Origin of the sequence: Lentzea sp. NPDC051208 (assembly GCF_040682435.1) — a bacterium.
Classification (GTDB): Bacteria; Actinomycetota; Actinomycetes; order Mycobacteriales; family Pseudonocardiaceae; genus Lentzea; species Lentzea kristufekii.
This window is the reverse complement of record NZ_JBFBAW010000003.1, coordinates 100,924-125,745: the sequence shown is the minus strand read 5'-3', so window position 1 is coordinate 125,745 and position 24,822 is coordinate 100,924. Positions and strand designations below refer to the sequence as shown.

Annotated in this window: 26 protein-coding genes and 2 tRNA genes; 10 read left to right on the top strand and 18 right to left on the bottom strand. The window is 68.8% G+C overall.

The features are described 5' to 3' along the window. Positions 1 to 13 precede the first annotated feature (13 nt). Both AB0M48_RS07830 and AB0M48_RS07825 read left to right on the top strand, forming a co-directional pair. Positions 14 to 1,732 (top strand): hypothetical protein, encoded by a 1,719-nt coding sequence (locus AB0M48_RS07830; protein ID WP_363836922.1) that lies wholly within the window; start codon positions 14 to 16, stop codon positions 1,730 to 1,732. A 19-nt stretch (positions 1,733 to 1,751) separates the two neighbouring features. Next, positions 1,752 to 2,936: a thiolase family protein gene (locus tag AB0M48_RS07825; protein WP_363836919.1), complete on the top strand. Its 1,185-nt coding sequence runs from the start codon at positions 1,752 to 1,754 to the stop codon at positions 2,934 to 2,936. On the opposite strand, the gene AB0M48_RS07820 is transcribed toward AB0M48_RS07825, so the two are convergent. Beyond that, positions 2,933 to 3,643: a helix-turn-helix domain-containing protein gene (locus tag AB0M48_RS07820; RefSeq protein WP_363836916.1), complete on the bottom strand. Its 711-nt coding sequence runs from the start codon at positions 3,641 to 3,643 to the stop codon at positions 2,933 to 2,935. The genes AB0M48_RS07825 and AB0M48_RS07820 overlap by 4 nt on opposite strands. 187 nt (positions 3,644 to 3,830) lie before the next feature. Here AB0M48_RS07820 and AB0M48_RS07815 point away from each other — a divergent pair, with 187 nt between their 5' ends. Next, positions 3,831 to 4,430 carry a DUF4097 family beta strand repeat-containing protein gene (locus AB0M48_RS07815; protein WP_363836913.1) on the top strand — a complete coding sequence of 200 codons (600 nt, stop codon included), beginning with the start codon at positions 3,831 to 3,833 and terminating at the stop codon, positions 4,428 to 4,430. 31 nt (positions 4,431 to 4,461) lie between these two features. Next, complete coding sequence (locus AB0M48_RS07810) at positions 4,462 to 6,570, top strand: prolyl oligopeptidase family serine peptidase (RefSeq protein ID WP_363836910.1); 2,109 nt, start codon at positions 4,462 to 4,464, stop codon at positions 6,568 to 6,570. On the opposite strand, the gene AB0M48_RS07805 is transcribed toward AB0M48_RS07810, so the two are convergent. From AB0M48_RS07805 to AB0M48_RS07790, 4 genes are all read right to left on the bottom strand, one after another. Next, on the bottom strand, positions 6,567 to 6,725 hold the full coding sequence (locus AB0M48_RS07805) for a DUF397 domain-containing protein (RefSeq protein ID WP_319990232.1): 159 nt from the start codon (positions 6,723 to 6,725) through the stop codon (positions 6,567 to 6,569). The two genes, AB0M48_RS07810 and AB0M48_RS07805, sit on opposite strands and share 4 nt — an antisense overlap. A gap of 13 nt (positions 6,726 to 6,738) precedes the next feature. Next, positions 6,739 to 7,569 (bottom strand): DUF5753 domain-containing protein, encoded by an 831-nt coding sequence (locus AB0M48_RS07800; protein ID WP_363836906.1) that lies wholly within the window; start codon positions 7,567 to 7,569, stop codon positions 6,739 to 6,741. 82 nt (positions 7,570 to 7,651) lie between these two features. Beyond that, complete coding sequence (locus tag AB0M48_RS07795; RefSeq protein WP_363836902.1) at positions 7,652 to 8,293, bottom strand: putative glycolipid-binding domain-containing protein; 642 nt, start codon at positions 8,291 to 8,293, stop codon at positions 7,652 to 7,654. Further along, positions 8,294 to 8,464 (bottom strand): antitoxin, encoded by a 171-nt coding sequence (locus AB0M48_RS07790; protein ID WP_363836899.1) that lies wholly within the window; start codon positions 8,462 to 8,464, stop codon positions 8,294 to 8,296. Positions 8,465 to 8,651: 187 nt separating this feature from the next. On the opposite strand from AB0M48_RS07790, the gene AB0M48_RS07785 reads away from it, so the two are divergent. Then, positions 8,652 to 9,965 (top strand): BNR-4 repeat-containing protein, encoded by a 1,314-nt coding sequence (locus tag AB0M48_RS07785; protein ID WP_363836896.1) that lies wholly within the window; start codon positions 8,652 to 8,654, stop codon positions 9,963 to 9,965. 78 nt (positions 9,966 to 10,043) lie between these two features. Here the strand turns inward: AB0M48_RS07785 and AB0M48_RS07780 are convergent, their stop codons facing one another. Beyond that, positions 10,044 to 11,246: a thioester domain-containing protein gene (locus AB0M48_RS07780; RefSeq protein WP_363836893.1), complete on the bottom strand. Its 1,203-nt coding sequence runs from the start codon at positions 11,244 to 11,246 to the stop codon at positions 10,044 to 10,046. Positions 11,247 to 11,557: 311 nt separating this feature from the next. Continuing rightward, positions 11,558 to 12,763, bottom strand: a complete 1,206-nt coding sequence (locus AB0M48_RS07775; RefSeq protein ID WP_363836890.1) for a DNA cytosine methyltransferase — start codon at positions 12,761 to 12,763, stop codon at positions 11,558 to 11,560. Positions 12,764 to 12,825: 62 nt separating this feature from the next. On the opposite strand from AB0M48_RS07775, the gene AB0M48_RS07770 reads away from it, so the two are divergent. Continuing rightward, positions 12,826 to 13,584 carry a hypothetical protein gene (locus tag AB0M48_RS07770; protein WP_363836887.1) on the top strand — a complete coding sequence of 253 codons (759 nt, stop codon included), beginning with the start codon at positions 12,826 to 12,828 and terminating at the stop codon, positions 13,582 to 13,584. A 6-nt stretch (positions 13,585 to 13,590) separates the two neighbouring features. Here AB0M48_RS07770 and AB0M48_RS07765 read toward each other — a convergent pair whose 3' ends face one another. Then, positions 13,591 to 14,844: an ATP-grasp domain-containing protein gene (locus AB0M48_RS07765; protein WP_363836883.1), complete on the bottom strand. Its 1,254-nt coding sequence runs from the start codon at positions 14,842 to 14,844 to the stop codon at positions 13,591 to 13,593. Positions 14,845 to 14,850: 6 nt separating this feature from the next. Between AB0M48_RS07765 and AB0M48_RS07760 the strand changes: the two genes are divergently transcribed. Further along, the gene (locus AB0M48_RS07760) at positions 14,851 to 15,003 is read left to right on the top strand and encodes a hypothetical protein (RefSeq protein ID WP_363836881.1); all 153 of its coding nucleotides are present in this window, start codon (positions 14,851 to 14,853) and stop codon (positions 15,001 to 15,003) included. Between the two features lie 192 nt (positions 15,004 to 15,195). Here the strand turns inward: AB0M48_RS07760 and AB0M48_RS07755 are convergent, their stop codons facing one another. Continuing rightward, entirely contained in the window at positions 15,196 to 15,366 is a 171-nt protein-coding gene (locus AB0M48_RS07755) for a hypothetical protein (RefSeq protein WP_266041132.1), read from the bottom strand. A 105-nt stretch (positions 15,367 to 15,471) separates the two neighbouring features. Here AB0M48_RS07755 and AB0M48_RS07750 point away from each other — a divergent pair, with 105 nt between their 5' ends. After that, complete coding sequence (locus AB0M48_RS07750) at positions 15,472 to 16,329, top strand: NAD-dependent epimerase/dehydratase family protein (protein ID WP_363836876.1); 858 nt, start codon at positions 15,472 to 15,474, stop codon at positions 16,327 to 16,329. Here AB0M48_RS07750 and AB0M48_RS07745 read toward each other — a convergent pair. Continuing rightward, positions 16,274 to 17,185, bottom strand: coding sequence for a ribonuclease Z (locus tag AB0M48_RS07745; protein ID WP_363836873.1), 912 nt, complete (start codon positions 17,183 to 17,185; stop codon positions 16,274 to 16,276). The two genes, AB0M48_RS07750 and AB0M48_RS07745, sit on opposite strands and share 56 nt — an antisense overlap. Before the next feature lie 23 nt (positions 17,186 to 17,208). On the opposite strand from AB0M48_RS07745, the gene AB0M48_RS07740 reads away from it, so the two are divergent. Next, the gene (locus tag AB0M48_RS07740) at positions 17,209 to 18,030 is read left to right on the top strand and encodes a serine hydrolase domain-containing protein (protein WP_363836870.1); all 822 of its coding nucleotides are present in this window, start codon (positions 17,209 to 17,211) and stop codon (positions 18,028 to 18,030) included. Here AB0M48_RS07740 and AB0M48_RS07735 read toward each other — a convergent pair. Together AB0M48_RS07735 and AB0M48_RS07730 are read right to left on the bottom strand one after the other, a co-directional pair. After that, positions 18,014 to 18,340, bottom strand: a complete 327-nt coding sequence (locus AB0M48_RS07735) for a hypothetical protein (protein ID WP_143027745.1) — start codon at positions 18,338 to 18,340, stop codon at positions 18,014 to 18,016. The two genes, AB0M48_RS07740 and AB0M48_RS07735, sit on opposite strands and share 17 nt — an antisense overlap. 272 nt (positions 18,341 to 18,612) lie before the next feature. Next, the gene (locus AB0M48_RS07730; protein WP_363836866.1) at positions 18,613 to 19,455 is read right to left on the bottom strand and encodes a methyltransferase domain-containing protein; all 843 of its coding nucleotides are present in this window, start codon (positions 19,453 to 19,455) and stop codon (positions 18,613 to 18,615) included. A gap of 160 nt (positions 19,456 to 19,615) precedes the next feature. Here AB0M48_RS07730 and AB0M48_RS07725 point away from each other — a divergent pair, with 160 nt between their 5' ends. Then, positions 19,616 to 19,768 carry a hypothetical protein gene (locus tag AB0M48_RS07725; protein ID WP_363836863.1) on the top strand — a complete coding sequence of 51 codons (153 nt, stop codon included), beginning with the start codon at positions 19,616 to 19,618 and terminating at the stop codon, positions 19,766 to 19,768. A 79-nt stretch (positions 19,769 to 19,847) separates the two neighbouring features. Here the strand turns inward: AB0M48_RS07725 and AB0M48_RS07720 are convergent. From AB0M48_RS07720 to AB0M48_RS07695, 6 genes are all read right to left on the bottom strand, one after another. Further along, positions 19,848 to 19,920 (bottom strand) — tRNA-Arg (locus AB0M48_RS07720). 41 nt (positions 19,921 to 19,961) lie between these two features. Next, positions 19,962 to 20,051, bottom strand: a tRNA-Ser gene (locus tag AB0M48_RS07715). Positions 20,052 to 20,206: 155 nt separating this feature from the next. Continuing rightward, on the bottom strand, positions 20,207 to 22,150 hold the full coding sequence (locus AB0M48_RS07710) for an acetoacetate--CoA ligase (protein ID WP_363836858.1): 1,944 nt from the start codon (positions 22,148 to 22,150) through the stop codon (positions 20,207 to 20,209). A gap of 75 nt (positions 22,151 to 22,225) precedes the next feature. Continuing rightward, the gene (locus AB0M48_RS07705) at positions 22,226 to 22,981 is read right to left on the bottom strand and encodes an ESX secretion-associated protein EspG (RefSeq protein ID WP_363836856.1); all 756 of its coding nucleotides are present in this window, start codon (positions 22,979 to 22,981) and stop codon (positions 22,226 to 22,228) included. Then, positions 22,978 to 24,246 carry a PPE domain-containing protein gene (locus AB0M48_RS07700; protein ID WP_363836854.1) on the bottom strand — a complete coding sequence of 423 codons (1,269 nt, stop codon included), beginning with the start codon at positions 24,244 to 24,246 and terminating at the stop codon, positions 22,978 to 22,980. Before AB0M48_RS07700 ends, AB0M48_RS07705 begins: the two co-directional genes overlap by 4 nt. After that, positions 24,243 to 24,797: a hypothetical protein gene (locus tag AB0M48_RS07695; RefSeq protein ID WP_363836851.1), complete on the bottom strand. Its 555-nt coding sequence runs from the start codon at positions 24,795 to 24,797 to the stop codon at positions 24,243 to 24,245. The genes AB0M48_RS07700 and AB0M48_RS07695 overlap by 4 nt, the downstream gene beginning before the upstream one ends. Positions 24,798 to 24,822: the final 25 nt, after the last annotated feature.

Here is a 24,822-nt window from a genome sequence, read left to right as displayed (position 1 = left end):
TAGCGTGACCGCTATGAAGCGGGTCGTCCTCGTTGCCGCGGGACTCGCGCTGGTGGCCGGCGTGATCGTCCTGCGCGACACCGGCGGGGGCGACCTGCCCACGGCTCCCCCGCCGCCGACGAGGCTCAAGGCGTACGCGGCGGAGAAGATCCTGGTGCCGGGTCCGCAGAACCGCCCGGCCACCCCGGCCGGCGTCGTCGCGCGGGCCGGCCACCACAAGATCCAGCTCAACTGGACCGGCGACGCGCCCGCGTACGAGGTGCGGTGGGGCGAGCAGGTCAGGCTCGTCACCCGGCCCGGCACCCAGCTCAACGGCCTGGAGAACGAGCGCGAGCAGCAGATCGACATCCGCGCGGTCGACGCGTTCGGCCAGCGCTCGCAGCCCGTCACGACCAGGGCGACCCCGCGCGCCGACACCGCCCCGTACACGTTCGCCGACCGCTTCGACAGCCGGACCGAGCCCGATCCGCAGCGTTGGAGGCTCTCCAAGCGCACCGACTGCGCCCGCGCCACCGCGGGCGACGGGGACGACGACGACCGGCTCGTGATCAGCAGCAGCTGCGGCACCCGCGCGGTGACGCTGAGGTCGCGCACGCCGTTCGTCCGCAACGACGACGAGAGCCGCCTCGTGATCGAGACCGACGCCCCGAGCACCGGCGGCAAGCTGCTGCTCGACCTCGTGCCGGGCCCGGTCAGCGTGCAGGGCGAACCGGTGCCGCCGAACACCGTCCGCGCCACGGTCTCCACGGACAACTCCGGCAACTCGATCGTCGAGCTGGTGCCGGACGGCACGCCGGTCAAGCCGATCCCGGCCGCGGTGCCGGGCGTGACGGTGCGCTGGGAGGTCGTGCTGACGCCCGCCGGTGTCCAGGTCGTGCGCGACGGCGACGTCGTCGCCACCTCGCCGTTCGTACCGCAGTGGCGCGAGGCGACGGCCCTGGTCGGCGTCGCGGCGCTGGCGGGCGACCGGATCCGCGCCGGCGTCGACCTGATCGGCTACCGCACCGCCAAGGCCGACGTCCCGCTCACCGGTCCGGCACCGCACGTGCGCGTGGACGGTCCGGCCAGCACCAGCAACAGTCCCATCGCGGACGTCACCGCAGGTCAGCTGCGCATCGCCATGATCCCGTCGCGCGAGAGCGCCCCCATCACCGCGGTCAAGGTCAACGGCATCGAGGTGCCGCTCAGGCCGGCCGTCGAAGGCTCGCCGTGGAAGCCTGGCGCGGAGTACCCGGCCGTCGCCGACCTGCCGGCCGAGGCCTTCACCGACAACCTGAACGTCCAGCTGGTCACCGAGGAACGCGTCCAGATCACCCACACCGACGTCGAGCTGACCGGTCCCAAGAGCAGCGCCCGGCGCGAGTCCGAGACACCGCTGGTGGACGCGAAACCGACGCTCGCCGACCCGGTCCCCGAGGTCCTGGACGCCGGTGGCCAGCCCATCGAGAACGGCGCCGCCTTCAACCGCGGCCGCGTGGTCCTGGAGGTCCGCGTCAACGCCCTCGACGCGTCCGTGGCGGGGCTCGCCGGGTTCGAGATCAGGCTCGACGGCAACCACGTCGCAACCATCCCGACCACGGCGGACGGACCTGCGGCGGCGGGCCGGTGGCGGATTTCACTCAACACGGGCGCGCTGACCGCCGGGGCGCACGCCATCGAGGTGAAGGCCTTCAGCACCGATTCAGAAGTGCACCCCGAAACGGGCTACGTTCCTTTTTTGCTCAAGGCCTGATTGCTCCAAGATGGAGTGCATGGCACGCGCACTGATCATCGACGCCGCCCGCACGCCGTTCGGCAGGTACCGGGGAGGTCTGTCCGGCATCCGGGTGGACGACCTCGCGGCGCTGCCCATCGTCGACCTGCTGCGCCGCTACCCGTCGCTCGACCTGGCGCGCATCGACGACGTGCTGCTGGGTGACGCGAACGGCGCCGGCGAGGACAACCGCAACGTCGCCCGCATGGCCGCGTTGCTGGCGGGCCTGCCGGTCTCGGTGCCGGGCGTGACGCTGAACCGGCTGTGCGCCTCGGGCGGCGAGTCGATCATCCAGGGCGCTCGGGCGCTGATCACCGGGGATGCCGACCTGATCGTCGCCGGTGGTGTCGAGGGGATGTCGCGGGCGCCGTTCGTGACGGCCCGCCCGGACAAGGCCTTCCCGGACCGGCTGGAGACGGTGTCGACGGCGCTGGGCTGGCGGCTCGTGAACCCGCGCATGCCCAAGCACTACACCATTCCGCTAGGACTGGCCGCCGAGAACGTGGCTCACGAACTCGGGATCACGCGCGAGCAGATGGACAACTTCGCCCTCCGCTCGCATCGTCGTGCCGCCGCTGCCTGGGACGCGGGCGTGCACGAGGGGTTCGCGTTCCCCGTGCAGCTGCCGGACGGAACGGCGATCCGGCGCGACGAGAACGTCCGCGCGGACACCAGTCTGGAGAAGCTCGCGAAGCTGAAGCCCGCGTTCTCGGAGAACGGATCGGTGACGGCGGGCAACGCGTCTCCGCTGAACGACGGCGCACTCGCTGCTTTGCTCGGCACGGAAGCGATTGCGTCCGAACTGGGCGTGGAGCCGCTGGGTGAGGTGCTGGGGTCGGCGACGACCGGCGAGGAACCGCACCGGTTCACGATCGCGCCCGTCTCGGCGATCCGGAAGCTGGTGAAGCGCCTGCACCTCGAGGCCGACCAGATCGACCTGTGGGAGATCAACGAGGCCTTCGCGGCGATGGCCCTGTCCGTGGTGCACCACCTTCCCGAGATCGACAAGGAGAAGGTCAACGTCCACGGCGGCGCGATCGCCTACGGACACCCGCTCGGCGCCTCGATGCCGCGCGTGATCATCGACCTGTGCCGCCACCTGCGGGCTCGTGGTGGCGGCGTCGGCATCGCGGCGGCGTGCGTCGGTGTCGGCCAGGGTGTGGCCGTGGCGGTGCGGGTCTAGGGCTTGGAGTGCAGGATGTCGCGCGCCTGTTCGGCCGCGCGGACGATGCTCTCGCTGACGAAGTCGAGGAACCGCGCGATGTTCTCCAGCCGGACGGCCGCGGGCGTGCCCGGGCCGAGGCTGCTGACGCCCTGGCGCGCGGCCTCGGCCAGCGTGGTCGTGCCGGCCGCGCTCGTGATCATCGACTGGTACCAGATGTCGCCGTCGTCGACGACGTAACGCTCGCGACGGCGTTCGTCGCGCTCGCGCCCGATCAGGCCCTGGCTTTCCAGGTAGGACATGGCTTTCGAGACGGACGCCGGACTGACTCCCAAATGCCCCACCAGTTCTGACGCGGTCAGGCTGCCGGAGTCGGTGGCGTAGAGGCTCGCGAGCGCCCTCGCCGTCATCTTCGGCAGCCCCTGGCCGATGAAGATGCCCGAGAACACCTCCTCGAACTCCCGCACGGCCTCCGGATCGCGTCCGTCCGCGCGGTCGACCACCTGGCGCCGGGGTGCGCCCTGCTTGCGGCGCTGCGCGCGGCGTTCGGTGGCGAGGTGGGCGATGTCGGCCTTGTAGCCGGCCGGGCCTCCGTTGCGCATCACCTCGCGCGTGATCGTCGAGGTCGGCCGGTCGAGGCTCCTCGCGATCTCCGCGTACGCGAGGCCGTCGGCCAGGCCGATGGCGATCTGGCGACGTTCCTGCTGGGTGAGTCGACCTCCTGGCATGAGCCGATCATAGCGTTCACCAACACCTCATTGCAATGATCGTTGCATTAGATCTACAACCGATTGCAACGATATCGCGGCTCTAAGCTGGTTAAACTCATTTTCTGCGCAACGATCTCGTTGCTGACATCTGGAAACGCAACGTAGCGTTTCGGTCATCAGAAACAACGAGCTACAGGAGCCCGAGATGCAGACCTTCGCCACCCCCGCCCCCATCGCCGCCGTTCTCGACATCCCCGCGGGCCGCGTCCAGTTCATCGCCGCGGACCGCTCCGACACCGCCGTCGAGGTCCTGCCGGCCAACGCCTCGCAGAGCCGCGACGTGAAGGCCGCCGAGAAGATCGCGGTCGACTTCGCCGACGGCGTCCTGCGCATCAGGGCCGAGGCCGGCAGCAAGATCCTCGGCTCGTCCGGGGCCGTCGAGATCACCGTCCAGCTGCCCGCCGGTTCCCGCGTCGAGGCGAAGGCCGCCAGCGCCGAGTTCCGCGGCGTCGGCCGGCTCGGTGACGTCGACCTCGAGGCCGCGCAGAGCGACGTCAAGATCGACGAGGCCTCGAACGTCCACGTGCAGACGCAGGCCGGTGACGTCACGGTCGGCCGCCTCAACGGTTCCGCCGAGATCAGCACCTCGAAGGGCGACATCACCGTCGCCTCCGGACTCTCGGCCTCGCTGGACGCCGACACCTCCTACGGCCGCGTCACCAACTCGCTGCGCAACGACGGCACGGCCGGCATCACCATCCGCGCCACCACGTCGTACGGCGACATCACCGCCCGCAGCCTCTGACCGCACACTTCTGACGCACTGGGGAGAGACCATGACCACCGCTGCCAACTACCAAGCCGCAGAACAACTCCTCCGCCGCCTCGCCGCTCCCGGCGAACTCGTCGTCGGTGACAAAGTCCGTCCACAGTGGATCGAGGACGGCAAGCGCTTCTGGTACCAGGTCCGCGATGGCGACACCAGGCAGTTCATCGTCGTCGACCCGGCCGCGGGCACCCGCACGCCGGACTTCGACCCGATGCCGTTCATCGCAGCGCCGGGCAACCCGCTGGAGGTCTCCTCCCCCGATGGCGAGGTCGCGGTCTCGCGGCGGGGCCAGGACCTGTGGGCCCGCTCCGGCAAGCGCGAGTGGGCGCTGACGACCGACGGCGAGGAGGACCACGGCTACGGCTACGGCCCGGACGCCCTGAGCTACGGCACGCTGATGCGCAAGTTCGGCCTGCCGCACATGCCGCCGGCCCTGGCCTGGTCGCCCGACTCGACGAAGGTGCTCGCGCACCGCACCGACCAGCGAGAGGTTCGCCAGACCCACCTGATCGAATCGCGCCCGGCCGACGGCGGCGTCCCGGTGACGCACACCCAGCGATACGCCTACCCCGGCGACGCGAACCTGCCGTTGGCCGAACTGGTCGTGTTCGACGTGGCTGCGGGCACGACGGTCCGCGCCCAGTGCGAACCGCTGCTCATGCCGGAGCTCTCGCCGATCTCGAACGGCTGGGCGTGGTGGTCCGAGGACAGCTCGACCGTCTACTTCCTGAGCCGCCCGCGCGACCAGCACACCCTGACCCTGAACCGGATGGATGCATCGTCCGGCGAGGTCAGCGTCGTGCTCAGCGAGACGGGCACGAACCGCGTCGGCCCCAACCAGCTGATCTACGGCATGCCCATCGTCCGGGTGCTCGCCGACGAGGTGTTGTGGTTCTCGCAGCGCGACGGCTGGGGCCACCTCTACCGCTACGACCTGCACACCGGCGCGTTGCTGAACCAGGTCACCACCGGCCAGTGGCTGGTCCGCGAGATCCTGCACGTGTCCGGCGACGTCGTGCGCTTCACCGCGTCCGGGTTGGTCGCGGAAGACCCGTACCGGCGCACGGTATGCCAGGTCGGGCTGGACGGCACCGGCTTCACGGTCGTCACGGACGACTCACTGGACCACGTCGTCACGGTGGCCCCGAACGGCGAGTACTTCGTCGACTCGGCGTCCACTGTGGACACACCACCGGTGACGACCGTGCGCTCGTGGACGGGTGAAGTGCTGGTCTCGCTGGAGAAGGCGGACATCAGCAGGATGCTCGCCACGGGCTGGACCGCGCCGGAACGGTTCCGCGCCAAGGCGGCCGACGGCACCACGGACATCTACGGCGTGCTCTACAAGCCGCGAGGGTTCGACCCGACGCAGAGCTATGCCGTGGTGGACAGCGTTTATCCCGGCCCGCAGGTCACGAGGGTCGAGCCGTGCTTCGACCCCGGCGGCATGGGTATGGACGGAGAACCGTTGGCAGCAGTCGGTTTCGTGGTGGTCGCGCTGGACGGACGCGGCACGCCGGGCCGTTCGAAGGCCTTCCACGACGCCTCGTACGGCCGCCTTGCCGACGCGGGCAGCTTGGAGGACCACGTCGCGGCGCTGCACCAGCTGGCGGAGTCGCGGCCGTGGATGGACCTCTCACGTGTGGGCGTGATGGGCCACTCCGGCGGCGGATTCGCCGCGGCACGGGCGATGCTCGCCTACCCGGAGACCTTCAAGGCCGGCGTCTCGTTGTCCGGCTCGCACGACGCCACGTGCTTCGCGCAGGGCTGGGCGGAGACCGTCGACGGGCCGGACAACCCCGAGGCCTGGACGCGGGCGTCGAACGTCCTGATCGCGGACAGGCTGGAAGGAAAGTTGCTGCTCATCCACGGTGAACTGGACGACACCGTGCACCCGGACCAGTCGCTGCGGCTGGCCGACGCGCTCATCGCCGCCGGCAAGGACTTCGAACTGCTGATCGTGCCGGGGGCCGAGCACCTGCTCCTCGACCGGCTCGCCTACGTGCGGACGCAGGCCTGGGACTTCCTGGTGCGCACGTTGATGGGCGTCGAGCCTCCGGCTTACCGGCCGGCGTCGATCGTCATCGATCCCGAGGTGCTGGGAGAGATGCTCTAGCGAGCGGACTTCACCTCGGTCAGGAACGCCGACCACGCCTTGTCCGACACGGGCAGGTGCGTGGTCGGCGCCTTGCTGTCCCGGATGCCGACGCCACGACCGACCTCGACGCAGTCGTTCACCGGGCTGTAGCTGCTCTTGCGCCACATCGACATGCCGAGGGCCTCCTCAAGCCAAGATGCTGGTGATCAGCCCCTTCGATTCTTCCGCATCGAGCGCTTGGAGGTCGAGCAACTTGATCACTTCGGCGTATTTGGCGAGGGATGTCTTGTCTTCGACGAAGAGGCTCGTGTTCTCGGTCTCGGTGAAGACCACGGGCTCGTACTTCTCGTAGCTGAGGTGTTGGAAGGAGCCCGACAGACCCGCGTGCGCTCCGAACTCGACCGGCACGACCCTGATGGTGATGTAGTTCCGGTTGTTCATCGCCAGAACGTGAAGCAGCTGGTCTTGCATCAGCCTGAGACCGCCCACTGGCAGTCGCAGCGCCTGTTCGTGGATGTAGAAGACGAACTGCCTGCTGTAGTGGAAGATCGCTTGCCGCGCCGTCTTCGCGGCGAGGACCTCTGCGATGTTAATGGTCTTCGCACGGGCGGAGCGCTCGATGAGGGCGGTGACGTACTCCGGAGTCTGGAGCGGGCCGGGAATCAGGTTCATCGACCACATGGTGATCTTGTTGGCGAGGCGCTCCTGGTCGATCAGGGAGCGCACCTGATCCGGGATTCCGTCCTCGGGGAAGACGAGGAAGCCCCTCTCCCGCGACTCCCTGAACAGTGCGAGCAGGTAGCGAGCGTCTTCGGCGGGAACCCGGCAGAGACCGAGGAGCATTGCGAGCTCGACCTCTGTGACCCCGCCCTTGCCTTTGACGAGGTCGGAGACCTTGGCCTCTTCCCAGTCGAGCAACTCGGCGATCTGCCGCTGGGTCATCCCCGTGGACCGGATGGCGTCACGGACGCCATCACCGAACGAGCGACCGACCACGCTCGAAAATCGTTTCGGCATGGTCGGAAGCTAGAAGGTCGAACCGCCGCCTTCCATCGTTCGGATGCGACTCGCCACGAAGGAAGTACTTCTTGGAGCGGTTCTAAATCCGCTTCGAGATCAGCGGGTACTCGACGACCAGGCCGTTGGGGTCGACCTTGATGTTCTGCTCGAACCCGCCGCTCTTGAACCGCACCACCGAGACCTCGTCCCCCACGGACACGGTCTTGTAGGTCTGGGTGACGGCCTTCACCGTCAGGTCCGGCAGCGACACGCGCACGACGGGCAGTGCGTGCTCGCCCGGTTCGCGGTGCAGCCCCAGGCGCCGGATCGGGATGGCGTTGAACAGCACGGCGAACTGGACGTCGACGTCCAGGGCGTCGTTGAACGTCTCGCGCTTGCTGCCCTGGCCGTGGTCGACCAGCCAGGCGCCGTCCTCGGTGCGGGAAAGAGAGCACTGGCGCTCTTCCAGCACTGTCGCCGTGCGCAGCAGCAGCCGGTTGACCTGGCCGCTCTCGCCCACGGAGACCTCGAAGGAGGCGTTGAACTGCTCGTCGGGGCCGGCGGCGACGAGACGGCCCGACGCGCGGAGGCGCTGGTCGCTCGACAGGAGCAGGCGGACCTGCTCGAGGCGCGGCTCGTGGATGCCCTGCCAGGTGAACATCTCTGGCCGGCGCGCAGAAGGAGAGCGGGTCTCTCCGGTGGAGGTGACCCGCCCGGCGTCAGTGGCGTTGAAGGAGTTCACTCATCCACCTGGAAGGATGTCCTTGATCTTCTCGGCAACCGAGTCGACCTGGGCTTCGTGACCGAACTTGCCTGCGACGAAGTCCGCCGCGGCGTCGATGCCCTGGTCGACCTTCTCGTGGTTCTGCTCGGCCAGGTCCAGGGCCTTGTTCTTGATCTCGTCGAAGTTCATGTGGTGCTCCTTCGTCCTGACGCAGGGTACCCGAGTAGGCCCCGCGTGTTGATAGCCGCGATCACGCTAACTGCGCCTGGACAAGTCAGCTCGGTGACAACGAAGATGTCGTCACCGCCGCCTGGGTCGGCCGCTGTCGCGGTCAGAACCAGGAGGAAGTTCCATGACACGGCTCCTGCGTGGAGTTATGTCCGCAGTACTGCTGTTGCCGCTCGTCGCGGTCTCCTCGGCCAACGCCACGGCCGATGTTCAGGGGAAAGCGAAGTTCACGGTGACGACGACGGCCACGAGCGTCGCGGCCCGCAGTGACCGGCGTCCGGTCGCGGGTGGCGTCTACGACAAGAAGGCGCAGAAGACGTTCATCTCGTGGGCCGGTCAGTACGAGGACAGCTACGTCCAGTCGTACGACCACCGCAAGTCCACCTGGTCCGCTCCGAACCGGATCGCGGACGGTGCGTCGGACGCGCACAACTACCCGACCATGGTTCAGGCCAAGGACGGGCACCTGCTCATCTTCCGCGGCATGCACAACATCGAGTTGCGCATGTCCCGCTCGCCCCGGCCGAACTCGGCCGACGGCGTCTGGGAAGAGACGCTGATCTCGAAGAACGCGGCCACGTACCCGATGCCGTTCGTCACGCGCGACGGCACGATCTACGTCTTCTACCGCGAGACGACCCGCGACCTCGACGGCACCACGCCGACGGACACGCGTCCGATGCTCTACGTGGTGTCCAAGGACAACGGCAGGACGTGGAAGACCTCCACGGAGCTGACCGGGGACCGCTTCGCGATCGGCTCGACCGCCCGCGCGGACAACATGAACGAGATCTACATCGGCCAGCTCCGCCAGGAGGAGAACGGCCGCGTGCGGATCGTCTACACGCTCGCCGGCGGTGGCCCCGAGGGCAACAAGCACGACCGCTACCACCGCAACATCTACTACACGTGGTTCGACCCGCAGAACCGGCACTTCTACTCGGCGGGCGGCTTGGACCTGGGCACCCAGATCGACGACGCCGACCAGGAGAAGCATCTGTTGGTCGCGGAGACCCCGCTGACCCTGCCGAACAACGTGAAGTCGCCCGACTACATCCAGCAGGTCGGCACGATCCTGGGCCGGCCGTTCCTGTTGTGGTTCATGGGCGACGAGGCCGGTGGCCCGCTGCGCAACTACCTGTCCACCTGGAACGGTCGCGGCTGGGAGACCAAGGAGGTCGCACGGGGCCTGCGCACCCGTGAGGTCGAGAAGGTGGACCCGTTCACCTGGCGCGTCTACGCCACCGAGGACGGCAAGCCGAACGTGAACACGTACCTGGTGCGGCTGGGTCGTTTCTGGTCGCCGGAGACCGTCATCCCGACGGCCAAGCCGGTGCAGCGCGTCGAGATCGTGGAGAACTTCCGCGATCCCGCCCGCGCGATCTTCTCGGGGGCTTCGTCCAACCGGGACGTCGCCATCGCTGACGGCGACATCTACGTGGCGGGCATCAGCCGCCGGTAAGCCGTTCTGAGAAAAGGCAAACGCCCCCTGCTCCGGCGCGGAACCAGGGGGCGTTCGTCTTGGAGGCTAGCGGCTGGATCAGGCGCCGGCCTTCTTGCGACGGACCACGAACAGCGCACCGACACCGGCGCCGACGAGAACCAGACCGCCGAGCAGCGGCCACAGGATCGACGCACCGGTCGACGCGAGGTCGTCCTCGCCGCCACCCGGAGCCGGGTTGGCCGGGGTGGTGGAGGTGGTCGGAGTGGTGGTCTCCGGCGTGGTGGTGGTCGTGGTGGCGGTCGTCGTGGTCGTCGTGGTGGGCGGCACGACGCCGGCCTTCCAGTCGGCCTTGACTTCCTTCTCGACCTTGACCTTCTGCGGCTGCGCGACGACGAGCGACTGCGCCACGCCGTCGTTGCCGGCCTGGCCGGCCTTCGCGACGAACAGGCGGCCTTCCTGCAGCTTGGCCTCGGCGGAGAGCTTGACCTTCGCCTCGCCGTCCGGCGTACCGGCCGCGACGTTCACGTAGAAGTCGGCGATCTTGTTGCCCTCGACCGGGAGCTTGTCGTTCTTCTTCTGCACGTCGAGCGGCTGGCCATCGATGTTGGTGAGGGTGACGCCTGCGGGCAGGTTCGCCGTCAGCTTGACCTCTGCGGCCGTGGTGGTGACGGTGAACGGGCCGATCTTCTGACCGGGCGCGCCGGACTGCGTCTCAGGCTTGATCTCCAGCGTCGGGATCGGCTCGGTCTCCGCGGCGGCCTCCGCGACGAAGCGCTTGTAGAGCGCGACCATCTCGGCGTCGTTGTCCTTGGTGTCGGCGAGCTCGGCGCCGTCCGAGAAGTGCCAGATCGCCGCCTGCGTGGCCGCGATGACGTCTTGCTTGTCAAGCTTGTCGATCTTGAACGTCTCCTTGACGTTCTGCACCGACTGGGTCGGGTACGAGCGCTTCAGGATCCAGAGGACCTTGCCCGCGATGTCGTTGAACTTCTTGTTGGGGTGGTCGGTCCACTTCACCTCCCTGAGGACGTCGTAGTCCTGGAGCTTGGTCGGCAGCTCGACGCAGTACGCGAAGACGTTGGTGCGGTCGTTCTCGTCGTTGATGCGGAGCTTGATGACCGAGGTGAACTCCTTGATCGGCTCCTCAGTCGCCTTCTTGGGCTTGAGGTACACGTGGTGACCTCCCTCCGAGCCCTCGCGGTCCGGCGTGATCTGCACTTCGGCGCTGGCCGGGAGGGCCGAGAACGCGAGGGCGGCGGTGGCGCCGAGCAGCGCCGTACCGATCCTGAACCGGGAAGCCATGGGTCTCCTCTTGCTCACTGAAGTTAGCCCGAACGCGGCGGGAAGTCGTCATCCGTCGGGACGGTCGGCACGTCGTCATCGACACTGAACCGACAGGAAGCGAGCGGGACGTTAGCCGATGGGGTGACACACGTATGAGTGAGGTAAGGAGAGGGTGTCGCACAGCCAGTGAGCAGCGAAAACATACTCAGGATGTCCACAGTGGATAGGCCTGTGATGCATTCATTCCGTCAGGTGACGTTAAATTCGTTGCCGAACAGTTATCTGTCGCCGCGTTTCGCTACGGATGATCACTGCGACCGGTTCAACACCTAGGCCACCAATTCGGTAACTTCTGCCGGACGAATGTCGCCGGGACGCAGCGAGGTGCCGCGCAGGCACATCTCGCGGGGCTCCGGGCGGTCGCCGGTGAGAATCCACCTGGTCAGCCCGGCCAACTGGTAGGCGATCAGCGGCGGAACGGCGTCGCCCACGTGCCGGTAGGCGTTGCCGAGAATCGAGACGTCGAACTTGAACTGGCGCGGGAACCCTTGCAGCAGAGCCATCTCGCGGACCGTGCACAGGCGGTGCTGGACCGGGTGGGCATAACGCCCGTTGCCGACGTGGCCGCATTCCCGCTTGATCGTCCTGGCCGGTTCGTCCCACCACAACCGGCCGTAGACATCGGGGTGGGAACCCCAGTTCTGCTGCTCGACGATCTTGCGTTGTGCAGGATTCAACAACTCCGCGGTCTCCGGTGAGCGGAGCAGATCAGCCCACGATCCGCCGTTCGCCGGAATCGCGCGCATTCTTTCGAGACTGCGGTCCTGGGAAAAGGTCGGCGAGACGTGAATGGGGTCTTCCGGGTCCGCGACGCCGGCCTCGACCACGGGCAGCTTGCCGATCGCGCGCCGGACCGTGACGGCGGACGGGCGGATGACCCGGCCCGCCCACAGGTCGTCCAGCGTGAGCAGCGGCAGGCCGCCGTCCACGGCCACCATCAGCGTCCGCTCGCGCAGCTGCGGCAGGCCGAACCTGGACAGCATGTGCGTGCCGCCCCAGACGGAGTACCCGATTCGGGTGAGTTCCTCGGCGAGGCTGTCGAAGTGGTGGCGCTGCTTGCCCTTGACGAGCTCGCGAGCGTTCTCCATCAGGACGACCTTCGGGCGCAGCTCCTGCGCGTACACCGCGATGCGGCCGACCAGCGAGTTCCTCGGGTCGTCGCGCAGGTGGTTCTGCGAGGTGATGCGGCTGAAGCCCGAACACGGCGGGCACGCGAGCAGCACGTCCAGTTCGCCGCGCTGCAGGCCCCAGACCTCGCGCAACGCCGCGGGCGAGACCTTCGCGAGGTCGACCTCCAGCGGGTCGACGCCGATGTTCGCGCGGTAGGTGTCGTTGCAGCGCAACGAACCCAGCTTCGAGCTGGGCTTGCCGATCTGCGCGTCGGCGGCACCGACGACCCGGAAGTCGCGGTGGGCGTGGAAGCCGAAGCTCATGCCGCCCGCACCCGAGAAGATGTCGGCCACCGAGAAGGACACGGCGAGATCGTACGGGCGAGGCGCCGAGGACCTTTCCCTGACATCCCGTACCTTTCCCGCCTATGGAGCTGCCGCGCGCCTGGCAACGGCCTGACCCGTTGCGCGGACTCGACAGGATTTCCTGGGGCGAGGTCTACGACGGCCGGGGTGGCGCCGGTCGCGTGCCCCGTCTGCTGAGCTCCCTCATGGACCCCAGCGAGGACGTGCGGCAGAGCGCGCTCTCACAGCTCGCTGATCGCATCCTCACCGACGACACGGTGTCCGAGGCCTCGTTCTGCACCGTGCCGTTCCTGGTGGAACTGGGAGCCTCGTACAAGGTCGCCGGGGACGTGCGGGACCGGGTGATCTTCCTGCTGGCTGCCGTGGCGTTGGCGGGCAAGGGGTTCACCGAGGACGGACGCCGCACGCACCGCAGGTGGAACGCCCTCGGCCGGGAGCTGCCGAGAACCGCCCCGGACTGGCTGACGCAGACCCGGCACGCCGTCGCCCAGGGTGCGCCGAAGATCTTCGAGGCGCTGGCGTCCGAGCGGGTCGCGTGCCTGGTCGCGCTGGCCTGCGCGGTGCCGGAGAAGCTGCCGCCGTTCGTCAGCGGGCTGATGAACGACATGGTCGAGCTGCCGGGCGAGGAGATGCTCGCGGACGCCGCCGAGATCGCCGTGGCGCTGCTCAAGGACTCGCCCGAGTTGCTGGGCCTGGACCTGCCGAAGGTGCTGGGCGAAGGGCTGGTGCGTCCGGTGCACCAGCCCCGCGAGGTCGCCGCCGCCCTGATGGGCTACCGGTTCGCCCTCATCTCCGCGTACGGCGACGAGGGCGCCTGGTAAGCCGTCCTAGGCGATCACGGCTTCTTCGATGTTCTGCTCGACCTGAGCCTCGTCCTCGACCGCGATGGCGGGTTCCAGGGCGCCGAGGCCCGTCCCCCACTCCTGGTCCGCCAGCGCGAACGCGGCGACCGTCAGCGCGGCCACGGGAGCGCCCACGGGCATGTTCTCGCGGTGCAGGTCGAGGTCGAGCCGGCCGCCGATGGGCGACGGGCTCAGCCGCAGCGTCGCGTGCGCGGCCTCGTCGGGGTGCGCGAGCCGGCACGCCCAGCCGGTGAAGATCACCCGGCGCTCGTCGACCGTCGTCGGCTGCACCGCGCGCACGTTGGCGCCCACGGCCCCGGCGCGGTGGTTGTCCGCGGCCTGCAGGACGAGCTCCTCGAACTCCATCGAGGAGATGCCCAGGTCCCAGCCGGCGACCAGGGCGACCTGGACCAGCGCGAGCGGCAGCGTCGGGACGGCGTCCTCGAAGCACACCATCGCGCCGCCGTAGCGGGTGTTGATCTCGGTCGGCAGGAAGCCGTCCTCGGTCGCGATTCCGTCCAGCGTGAACGTGCCGCGGTAGCCGACGGTGCCGCGCAGGTGCTCGCCGACGCGGCGGGCCAGGTTGCGCATCTCGTCGCGGATCCACACGGGCGGGTCGTAGTACGACGCGCAGCCCGCGTAGAGGAACTTGGCCTGGCCCTGGCGGCGCGGCACGACCATCTCGATCGGACGCAGCACCGCGGTGCCGTCCGGGAAGACGATGCCGTGCACGCTGACCGGGATGCCTTCCAGGAACGGCATGACGCGGACCTGGTCGCACTTCGGCGCGAGCACGTCGAAGGCTTCCTTGGCCTCCTCGTACGACCGCACGCGGCGCACGAAGTTGGCACCGCCGTTGATCGCCGGGCCGTCGCCGGACCAGACGACGCCCGCGCCGCGGTCCAGGATCTCCGAGGCGCCCCAGAGGCGTTCGAAGTCGAGGTCGAACACCATCGCGGGCGCGCGGCGGGCGGACAGCTCGTCCCAGAGCGCGTCGATGGTGGTCTTGTTCTCCAGCTCGACCCAGTCGTGCTGCCGGGCGTTGAGCACCGGGCGGCCCTCGAACGAGCTGATCTCGTTGTAGGGCGTGCTGATCACGACGGCTTCACCGCGGGCGTCGAAGTCGTCCAGGATCGCCTTGACCTCGGCGCCCGGCTTCGTCAGCAGCTTGCCCAGACGGCGCTGCTCGACGGCGACGAGGCTGCCCTTGATGCCCAGCGACACCCAGCGCGCGATCACCGAATCATGAAGCGGGGCGTGATCGTCGGTATCGAGCACGAGCGTATGGCGGGCGCCGAGCGTATGCAGCTCATGCGCGCGCTTAGCCAGACGCGTGCCACCGGCCAGAACTACCAGCCGGTCACCGAACAACCTGCCGAGGCGCTCGTTGAGCGCTGAGAGGACATGATTCATCGCCGAAAACTCGCTTAAGAGAAGCGGAGGACGTGACCGGCGATCGCCGGGTGACGCGTAGCGTAGAGCCACCCGGTATGCGTGTCGAAGCACGGTCCGGCAACGGCCGGATGAATCTTGCGACGGGCCCGTCGGCGCGGGCCCGGCGCGATGTGGATCAGCAGCTGATCCGGGTGCTCACTGGGAGCGTGCCGCGTCCCGGAGGACCTGGTCAACGCGGTTGAGGAAGCTGCGCTTCGGGTTGATCGACGGCAGCGGTGCCGTGAGCTCTGCGGACTGCGGCGCGGGTGCGGCTCCCACGATCTCAGCCACGTTGCGCAGGAACTCCTGCCGCTTGAACTCGAGCACGGCGTGATCGTGCAGGAGTCCGGCGATGCTTGTGTGCACAGCGCGATGGGGGTAACTCACTCGTGTGTTATCGGCGCAGTCCCCGTCGACCTTTAGGGTCAACTCGTGCGAGTTCTGGTGACCGGTGCCACTGGGTACGTCGGCCGCGCCGTGGTGCGTGAGCTGCGGGTTCATGGTCATGAACCGGTTCTGTCCCGGCAACGCCTCTCGGAGCCGTTCGAGTTGGACGACGTCGACGCCGTCATCCACCTGGCCGCCGTGGCCCGCGTCCGGGAGTCGTTCCTCGATCCGCTCCCGTACTACGAGACGAACGTCGGCGGGACGCTGAATCTGCTCAAAGCCCTGAAGGGCCAACGATTCCTGCTCGCCTCGACTGGCACGGTGTACCGCCCTTCCGACGCCGTCCTGACCGAGGAATCGGTCAGGGAACCGTCCTCCCCGTACGCCGCCTCCAAGGCGGCTGCGGAGGACCTCGTGGCGTGGGCGGCGCAGTCCGGGCAGATCGGAGCGACCACTCTCCGTTTGTTCAACGTCGCTGGAGGTGGTGACACGGACACCACTCGGGTGATCACGCGGGCCGTGGCGTGCGCCGCCGGAACGGTGCCCGGCATGGAGGTCTACGGCGACGGCGGGGCCGTGCGCGACTTCGTGCACGTACGCGACGTCGCCGCTGCTTTCGTCGTGGCTCTGGAGGCGTGCTCCGTGGGCACGTCGTCGGTCTACAACGTCGGCGCGACAGCTGCTTCCGTCCGGGACGTGCTGGACGCCGTGGCCGAGGTGACCGGACGGGTCGTGGACGTGACGTGGAAGCCCGCTGTGCCCGGGGAGATCCGTTCACTGCGGGCCGACGCGTCACGGCTGCGAGCGTTGGGCTGGGAGCCTCGTTCGTCGGCGCTGACGGAGATCGTCAGGGACCAGTGGTTCGCTTCGGCACCGGCACCCGGTCCAGGTCCTTCGCGATGACGATCTCGCCGTCGAACTCGGCGGCGGCCTCGGCGAGGAACTCGGCCGGGTCGTCGTAGCGCTGGGAGAAGTGGGTCAGCACCAGCTTGCGGACGCGGCAGTCCTGCGCGACGCGGGCGGCCTGCTGGGCGGTGAGGTGGCCGTGGTCGCCGGCGAGCAACGTGTCGCGGGCGAGGTAGGTCGACTCGATCACGAGCATGTCGGCGTTGTCGGCGAGCTCGAAGACGTTGTCGCAGAGCCTGGTGTCCATGACGAACGCGAACCGCTGGCCCTTGCGGGGTTCGCTGACGTCGGCGAGCTTGACGCCGTTGAACTCGCCCAGCTGCTGGAGCGTGCGGACCGCCGGGCCCTGGATGCCGTGCTCCTTCAGCTTCTCGGGGAGCATGCGGTGGCCGTCGGGTTCGACCAGGCGGTAGCCGACGCTGTCGATGCCGTGGTCGAGCGCGTGGGCCTCGAGCCGGCCGAACTTGCCGCTCGCGATCTCGCCGTCCTCGACGACCGGCACCTCCTTGATGTCTGCGGCGTCGTAGAACGCGCTGGCGTGGCGGAGGCGTTCGAAGAAGTGGGCGCCCGACCGCGGGTAGTGCGCGTGGACGGTGTGCTGGACGCGGTCCAGGGACAGCCGCTGGACGATGCCGGGGACGCCGAGGCAGTGGTCGCCGTGGAAGTGGGTGATGCAGATCCGGGTGATGTCGCTCGCAGCGGCACCCGACCTGAGCAGCTGCCGCTGGCTGCCGTCGCCCGGGTCGAAGAGGAAGCCCTCGCCGTCCCACCTGAGCAGATAGCCGTTGTGGTTGCGCTGGCGGGTCGGGACCTGGCTGGCCGTTCCCAGGACGATCAGTTCCCGGACTGTCACACCCTGACGTTAACGTCTGTCCCATGCGGAGCGTGGAAGTTGCATCGACTTGGCCTGTCGGGAACGTGGCGGTGGCGGTGGTCACCCCCGGCGGCGTGGCCGGCTCGCTGGGTGATCAACAGCGCGTGTTCCCGCTCGCGTCCGTCACGAAGCTGCTGACGTCGTACGCGGTGCTGGTGGCCGTCGAGGAGGGCGCGGTCGAGTGGGACCAGCCTGCCGGCCCCGAGGGTGCGACGGTCCGGCACCTGATCGCGCACACCGCCGGTTACGCGTTCGACAAGGCCGAGGTCCAGGCCGCTCCCGGCACCCGCCGGATCTACTCGAACGCCGGTTTCGACGTGCTGGCGTCTTTTGTGGGCGAGGCGTGCGAGATGCCGTTCGCGACTTATCTGCACGAGGCCGTTTTCGCACCGCTGGGGATGAATTCGTCCGCACTGGTCGGTTCGGCCGGAGCCGGTGCCGAGTCCTGCGCCGCCGACCTGGCGTTGTTCGCGGCCGAGCTGCTGTCGCCACGCCTGGTCTCCGCCGAGCTGGTGGCCGAGGCGACGTCGGTCGTGTTCCCGGGCCTCAACGGCGTGCTGCCCGGTTACGGAATGCAGAAGCCGAACGACTGGGGGCTCGGCTTCGAAATCCGCGACTCGAAGTCACCGCACTGGACGGGACTTTCCTTCTCGCCGCGCACTTTCGGCCACTTCGGGCAGTCCGGCACGTTCCTGTGGGTCGACCCGGAGATTTCCGCAGCCTGCGTGGCCCTGACCGACCTGCGTTTCGGACCGTGGGCGGTCGAGGCGTGGACGCCGTTCTCCGACGGCGTCCGCGCCGAGCTGGTCAGTCGGCGAGCCTGATCGCGAGCTGCCGCAGGACCTCCTGCACGTCGGCTTCCTCGTAGTCGTTCTCGTACGCCTGAGCGACGCCGTGGAAGGCGTAGAGCAACCCCGCCGTGAACCAGCCGAACTGCGACAGCACCTGGTCCATCGCCTGCTTGAGGGCCTGCTGACCGGCTTCGTTGAGTTCGCCGTCGACCTTGACCTCGTAGCTGAACACGCCCTCCTGCAACGATTTGAGGGCCATGCGCAGGTAGTCGTTGGATCCGGCACCGTCGTAGGTGAGCGTCAGGACGCCGAGCGCCCGCTGCATGATCTCCCGCTGCTCCACGCCGCCACTCTGCCTGGAGATCAGGCGTGCGTCACCTTCCGACACCCCATCGGAGCCCTGATCCGCTCGTCGTGCAGTTCCGCCGCAGCACCGGCGGTGATGCTCGCGACGGCCCCTTTGGACACCGCCGCCCCCTCAGCCGCCGCGTGGGTGGCGAACGCCCGCCCAAACCCTGCCGATGACCACGGCCTCGCCCGCCAGAACCGTCATCCTCCGATGATGGCCGTCGGGTGCTGCCCGGCCCCGTGCGGACGGGGCCGGGTTCGCTCAGATCATGCGGGCTTGCGCGCGACCCACCGCGCGACGGAGAAGACACCAGCGGCCCGCGCAGCGTCGAGCACGCGCTTGCCGTCGTGGATGACGGTGTCCCGCTCCCCCTCGTACTCACCCCAGCCCTGACCGTCGTCCGGAGGCGTGCTGCCCCAGCACTCGACGTCCGGGTAGAGGTCCTCGGCGACCTCGACGTCGAAGCCGGCGGCCGACATCATCTCGCGGTACTCGTCCAGCGAACCGAGCCGCGGAATGGAGATGACCTGCTCCACCGGCCCGATGAACGGCGCGATCTGCTCCTCGGTCAGGTACTCCCCGAACGGCCGGCGGATCCAGTCGACCCCGACCAGGCAGGCACCGGGCTTGAGGGTGCGGAACGCCGCCGTGAAGAAGGCGGCCTTCTCCGGCAGGTGGCACACCGACTCGTAGAAGCTCACCATGTCCAGCGACCCGTCCGGCCACGCGACCAGGGTCTTGTAGTCCTCGTCGCCGACCGTCAGGAACGCGGCCCGCTCACTCATCCCCTGCTCAGCCGCGTACGCGCGCGCCTGCGCCGAGAGCCACTCGTTGTTGGAGATGCCGACCATGTTCGCCCCGGCGACCGAGGCCATGTAGACCGCCGTCCCGCCGACGCCGCTGCCGAAGTCCAGCCCGGTCCCGCCAGGCCGCAGCCCGGCAGCCTCGATCTGCTTGCGCGCCAACGCCTTCGCTGCCTCTTCCGGCGACAACCCGGCCCGTTCGGCTTCCAGGTCTCCGTGGTGCCAGAACTGCCCCATGAGCGCGTGGTAGGCGGGTCCTGCGTGGTCGTAGTACTCGCGGACCTGTTGCTCGACAGTGGTGTTCACCAAACCCGGCCTTTCGTGTTGAGCTCGCGGCCGCTCATCGCGGGGCCAGCGAGAACTCGTCGGCCACACCGAAGTCGACCAGCACCGGCGATTCTCAACGTAGTGCCCGCTCAGCGGGGTTGTCCACGATCCCGGATGCGGGCTGGACGTGGTGCTGATCATGGCTTCCGGAGTTGACCCCGCACGGCTGCGTTCGGGTGGTTCTCGGGAGCGGGCCTGCGGCCACGGCCGCGTCGTCTACGGAGACGCCTACGCGTGGTCGATCGCGCTGGCCGCACCGGACGGCACCGACGCGGTGTGGGTCGACCGCTGACCCGGCGGTGAGACGAGAGAAATAGCTCGCACATGACAGAGGCCCCGCTGAACCGAAGTTCAGCGGGGCCTCTGCGAAGTGCGCTCGGCAGGATTCGAACCTGCAACCTTCTGATCCGTAGTCAGATGCTCTATCCGTTGAGCTACGAGCGCGTGTATTCAATTGTAACCGACCCTCAAGAGGCTCGGCCTTGCGGAGGCTCCGGGATTTGAACCCGGGATGGGGGGTTACCCCAAACCGCATTAGCAGTGCGGCGCCATAGACCAGACTAGGCGAAGCCTCCCGGGACCATCCTTGGCCACGGGACATAGGTTACACAGGTCCTCAACCGAGTTGCAAAACGCCCCCCTCGAACACCGGAACCTGCTGGTCAGAGCACGTTCAGAGGGTCGGAGAGAGGCGTTAAACGCCTGGTCACCGCGCGCGGAGTGACCTAGATCATTCCGAGGCGATTTCCAGGAACGGTTGGAGGGACTCGGGATTGCGGAGCGCGCCCCGGCTGACGGCTCGGTCCGGGTCCATGCCGGCGAGGATCTTCTTGACCGGGACCTCGCACTTCTTGCCGTTCAACGTCCTCGGGATCTCGGCCACGGCCACGAAGCGGTTCGGCACGTGGCGGGGGGACAGGGACGCGCGCAATTCGCGGCGCAGCAACGGTTCCACGTCGGGCAGCGTTACGCCGTCGAGCACGACGAAGCAGAGGAGTTCGCCCTCGGTCACGCCCGAGGTGTCGATCACCAGGGAGTCGACGACGCCGTCAATGGACTCGACCACGCGGTAGAACTCCGAGGTGCCCATGCGGACGCCGCCCCGGTTCAGGGTCGAGTCGGAGCGGCCGTAGATCACCGCCGAGCCTCGCGGGGTGATGCGGATCCAGTCGCCGTGGCGCCAGATTCCGGGATATGTGTCGAAGTACGCGTCGCGCAGGCGGGAGCCGTCCTCGTCGCCCCAGAAGTAGACCGGCATGGACGGCATCGGCTTGGTGATGACGAGTTCGCCCACCTCGTCGTCCAGGGCGGTGCCGGACTCGTCGTACGCGAAGACCGCGGCGCCGAGGGCCCGGCAGGAGAGTTCGCCCAGCCAGACCGGGCGGTCCGGGGAGGCTGCCACGAAGGCGGTGCAGAGGTCGGTGCCGCCGGAGACCGAAGCGATCTGGACGTCCTTGCCGACGGCGGAGGCGATCCAGCGGAAGCCTTCCGGGGTCAGGGGTGCGCCGGTCGAGCCGACGACGCGCAGGCCCGTCAGGTCGTAGCGGGAGGACGGGTCGAGGCCCTCCTTCAGGCACGACTGGACGTACGGGGCCGAGGTGCCGAAGTAGGTCACGCGGTGCTGTTCGGCCAAGTGCCACAACGTGTTCAGCGTCGGGAACGCCGGGCTGCCGTCGTACAGGACGATGGTGGTGCCGACCATGAGGGCGCCCACCAGGTAGTTCCACATCATCCAGCCGGTGGTGGTGAACCAGAAGAAGCGGTCACCGGGGCCCAGGTCGCTGTGCAGGCCCAGCATCTTGAGGTGTTCCAGGACGATGCCGCCGTGGCCCTGGACGATGCCCTTGGGCAGACCCGTGGTGCCGGACGAGTAGAGCACCCACAGCGGGTGGTCGAACGGCACCGGGGTGAACTCCAGCGCGGCACCCTCGTGCGCGGTCAGCAGTTCCGAGAACGACAGCGTGTCCGGCAGGGACGAGCCGTTGTCCAGGTAGTCGATCAGGACCGTGGCGCGCAGCGACGGGATCTGCGCGCGGATCTCCTCCACGACCGGGCGGCAGTCGAACGACCGTCCGTTGTAGACGTAACCGGAGACCGCCACGAACACCACGGGCTCGATCTGGGTGAAGCGGTCGGCCACGGCACGGGCGCCGAAGTCCGGGGAGCAGGACGACCACGTGGCGCCGAGCGAGGCGGCCGCCAGGAAGGCGATGAGGGCCTCGGGGGCGTTGGGGACCAGTGCCACCACCCTGTCGCCCTTGGCGACGCCCAGAGAGGCCAGTGCGGCCCGGAACGCGGCCACGCGCGAGCGCAGGGCTCCGAACGTCAACGAAGAGGTGACGCCGTCTTCGCGATTGAAGATCACCGCGAGGTCGTCGTCGGCTCCGCGGCGCAGCGCGTGCTCGGCGTAGTTCAGGGTGGAGCCGGGGAACCACTGGGCGCCGGGCATCTCCGCGGAGCCCAGCACGCGGGACGGCTCGGTGTGGAACCTGACGTCGAAGTACGAAGCTATGGCGCCCCAGAACCCCTCGAGGTCCGAGACGGACCACTCCCACAGCGACTCGTAGTCGGGGAGGTCGCGGCCCTGCTCGGAGAGCCAGGCCCGAAAGGCGGTCATCCCGTTGTCCCTCGTGGGGTCCGGGCGCCACAGCAGTTCGACGTCGGTGTCGGTCATGCCCCATGTCTAACCCAGGCACAACCGCACGTCCATGTGTGATTGGCGGACTTGCGGTCGCCCACCGGTGTGGAACTATCCCGCCGCGATCAACTCGTCTACCGCGCTGGTCAGGCGGGCGGCGTCGGCCGGGGCCAGCACCAGCCAGCCGTCCTGCCTGCGCAGGAGGTAGCGCCCCTCGCGGGTGTCGAGCCACTGCACCGATCGGCCGGTCGGGCGGGGTACGCCGTCGCGGTTGCGCGCGGTCAGGCCCAGCTCGCCGCCGCCGATGCGGGACGTGACGATCCGCATCAGGTTGTGCGCCTCCGGCTCGCGGATGCCCGCGTCGCGAAGGACGTCCAGGAACGCCTGCTTGCCGTCCTGTTCGCCTGCCTTGCCCGCGCGCACGTAGTCGTCCCAGCGCACGTTCACGGCGCGGCCGTTGCCCGGCGCGAGGCCTGGCAACGACGACACCGTGGCGGAGGCCAGCGACGTCGGGCGGAACGGGTACAGGTGCACCTCGCCGTTCACGCGGGCGGCGAAGACACCGCCCCAGCCAGCGCACGCGATGCCGCGGGCCAGTTCCGTGCCCTTGAAGTACGCGATCTCCAACGCGCGGTCGAACTCGCCGAGACCGCTGACCAACGCCCTCAGATCAGGATCGGGGCGCTGGATCGTGCCCAGCCGGCGAGCCTGCAACGTCCGCGAGCTCTCTTCGACGAGACGCTGCCGCGCCGCTCGGGTGGCCCCGAAGTGGGGCGTGCCGAGCGGCACGACGCGGTCCTCGCCGTGCACGGCCTGCCACAGCAGGAAGAACTCCTGGGAGCTCACCGTGTACTGGCGTTCGATCACTGACCGATCACCGGCGGGGCCGCCTTGCGGTCCAGGCCGAAGACGTTGTCGTCCTCTTCCAGGTAGCTCGCGGTCTTGTGTTCCTTGGAGTCGTTCTGGCCGCCGGCCGCCGCGGGGGCACCGGCCATCGGCGCGCCGCCCATCGCGAGCGGGTTCTGGAACGCCTTGGTCGTGTTGCCGGGTGCGGCCGAGGCCGCCGCCGCCGCGCCACCGGCGCCACCACCGCGCGAGCCCTCGCTCACACCGGCCGCGCCACCGGCGGATGCGCCACCGGCGCCGCCACCACCCGCGGCAGCGGCACCCTGGTTGCCGCCGGTGCCGAACGGACGCGCCATGCCGCCGCCGAAGCCGCCGAACCCACCGGCGCCACCACGGCCACCGGCACCTCCGCCGCCGAAGCGCGAGGACGTGTTCGTGTTGCCGCGGTTCTGGTTCTGCGTGCCGGTCGTGACGGGAGCAGCCGCGCCACCGCCCGCGCCGCCGTCCGGGGGCGCTGTCGGCGTGCGGCCGGTGAGGTCACCGCCGATCGGGGTCGGGTTGATCGGGTTGACGGGAGGCGTGAACTGCGCGGGCACGGTCTGGTCGACCGCGGCCGAGTTGCGCTGGAACGCCGCCATCACGTCCGCCGCGAGGCGGTGCGAGGCGTCGTTGGCCGCGAGGGTGTCGACAGGGCTGCTGCCGATGGTCTCGAAGCCGGCGAACTCGGTCTGCGGCTGCGCGATCAGCCGCGGTTCCCGCAGGCTCTCGACCCCGAACCCGTCGATCTGGTCGACCGTCCGCAGCCTGTCCTGCAACACCGGCCTGGGCAGCGTCGTCTCCGCGGCCACCGGCGGTTCGGGCGCCTTGGGAGGCGGCGGCATCGCGGCACGCGCGGCTTCGACGTTGCTGGTCTCGGTCTTGATCGCTTCCGCGACCTTGGTCGCGTAGGTCGCGGTGTCGTCGACCCAGTTGGTCACCTCGGTCAGACCGCCACGGGCGAGCCGGGCGGACTCGCTGTCCCAGCCGACCGACGAGTCCTCGACGGCCTTGAGCAGGCTCGTGCGCACGCCGGCGATGTCCTCGCCGATCTTCTGCCAGTTCGTGGCGGCGGCCTGGGCACCCTCGAGGTTCACGCCCGTGTGCACCATTTTGTACAACGCCTCGTGGCTGTACGTCATCCAGTCGAACGGCTCGTGCAGGTTGCTGCGGTCGTACTTGTCGTCGTCGTGCGACGACTTGCCGTCCTTGTCTCCGTTGCCCTTGTTGTCGTGCGATCCGTAGCTCACCAGGACCCCCCGGCGTTCTTCATCGACTTCTCGGCCTCTTCGTCGGCGTCGCGAATGGTGTCGCGGTTGCGGCGCAGGGCGTTGCCGATGTCGTCGAGGACCTTGAAGAGGTCCAGCAACGCCTTCGCGGCACCCGAGTCCTCACCCACGGCCAGGTCGGCGAACCGCGCGCTGATCGCCTTGGCGACCGGGTTCTCCCCCAGCTGCAGCGGTGTGGCCAGCTGGTCGGTGGCGCGCTTCCACAGGTCCATCACCTGGTCCCGGGCCGCATCGACGGCCTTGATCAACGCGTCGGCGGCGTCGACGTCGAGCGTCAGCTTCCCGCTGTCCGCCGCCTGGTCGAGCTTGGCCGCGGCGTGGCTCGCCTCCGCCTTGTCCGTGAGCATCTGCTGCTGGAGAACAGGCTTCGCCGCCGCCAGCTGCTCAGCCGTGATCGGCACGGTGGTCGACGTCGTGACCTCCGGTGTCACCGCTGGTGGTTCCACCGGCGGCACGGTGCCCGCCGTTGCCGTGCCCGTCGTCCCGGTACCTGTCCCAGTGCCTTCAGCCATCCCTAGTAACCCCCTGCACTGCTAA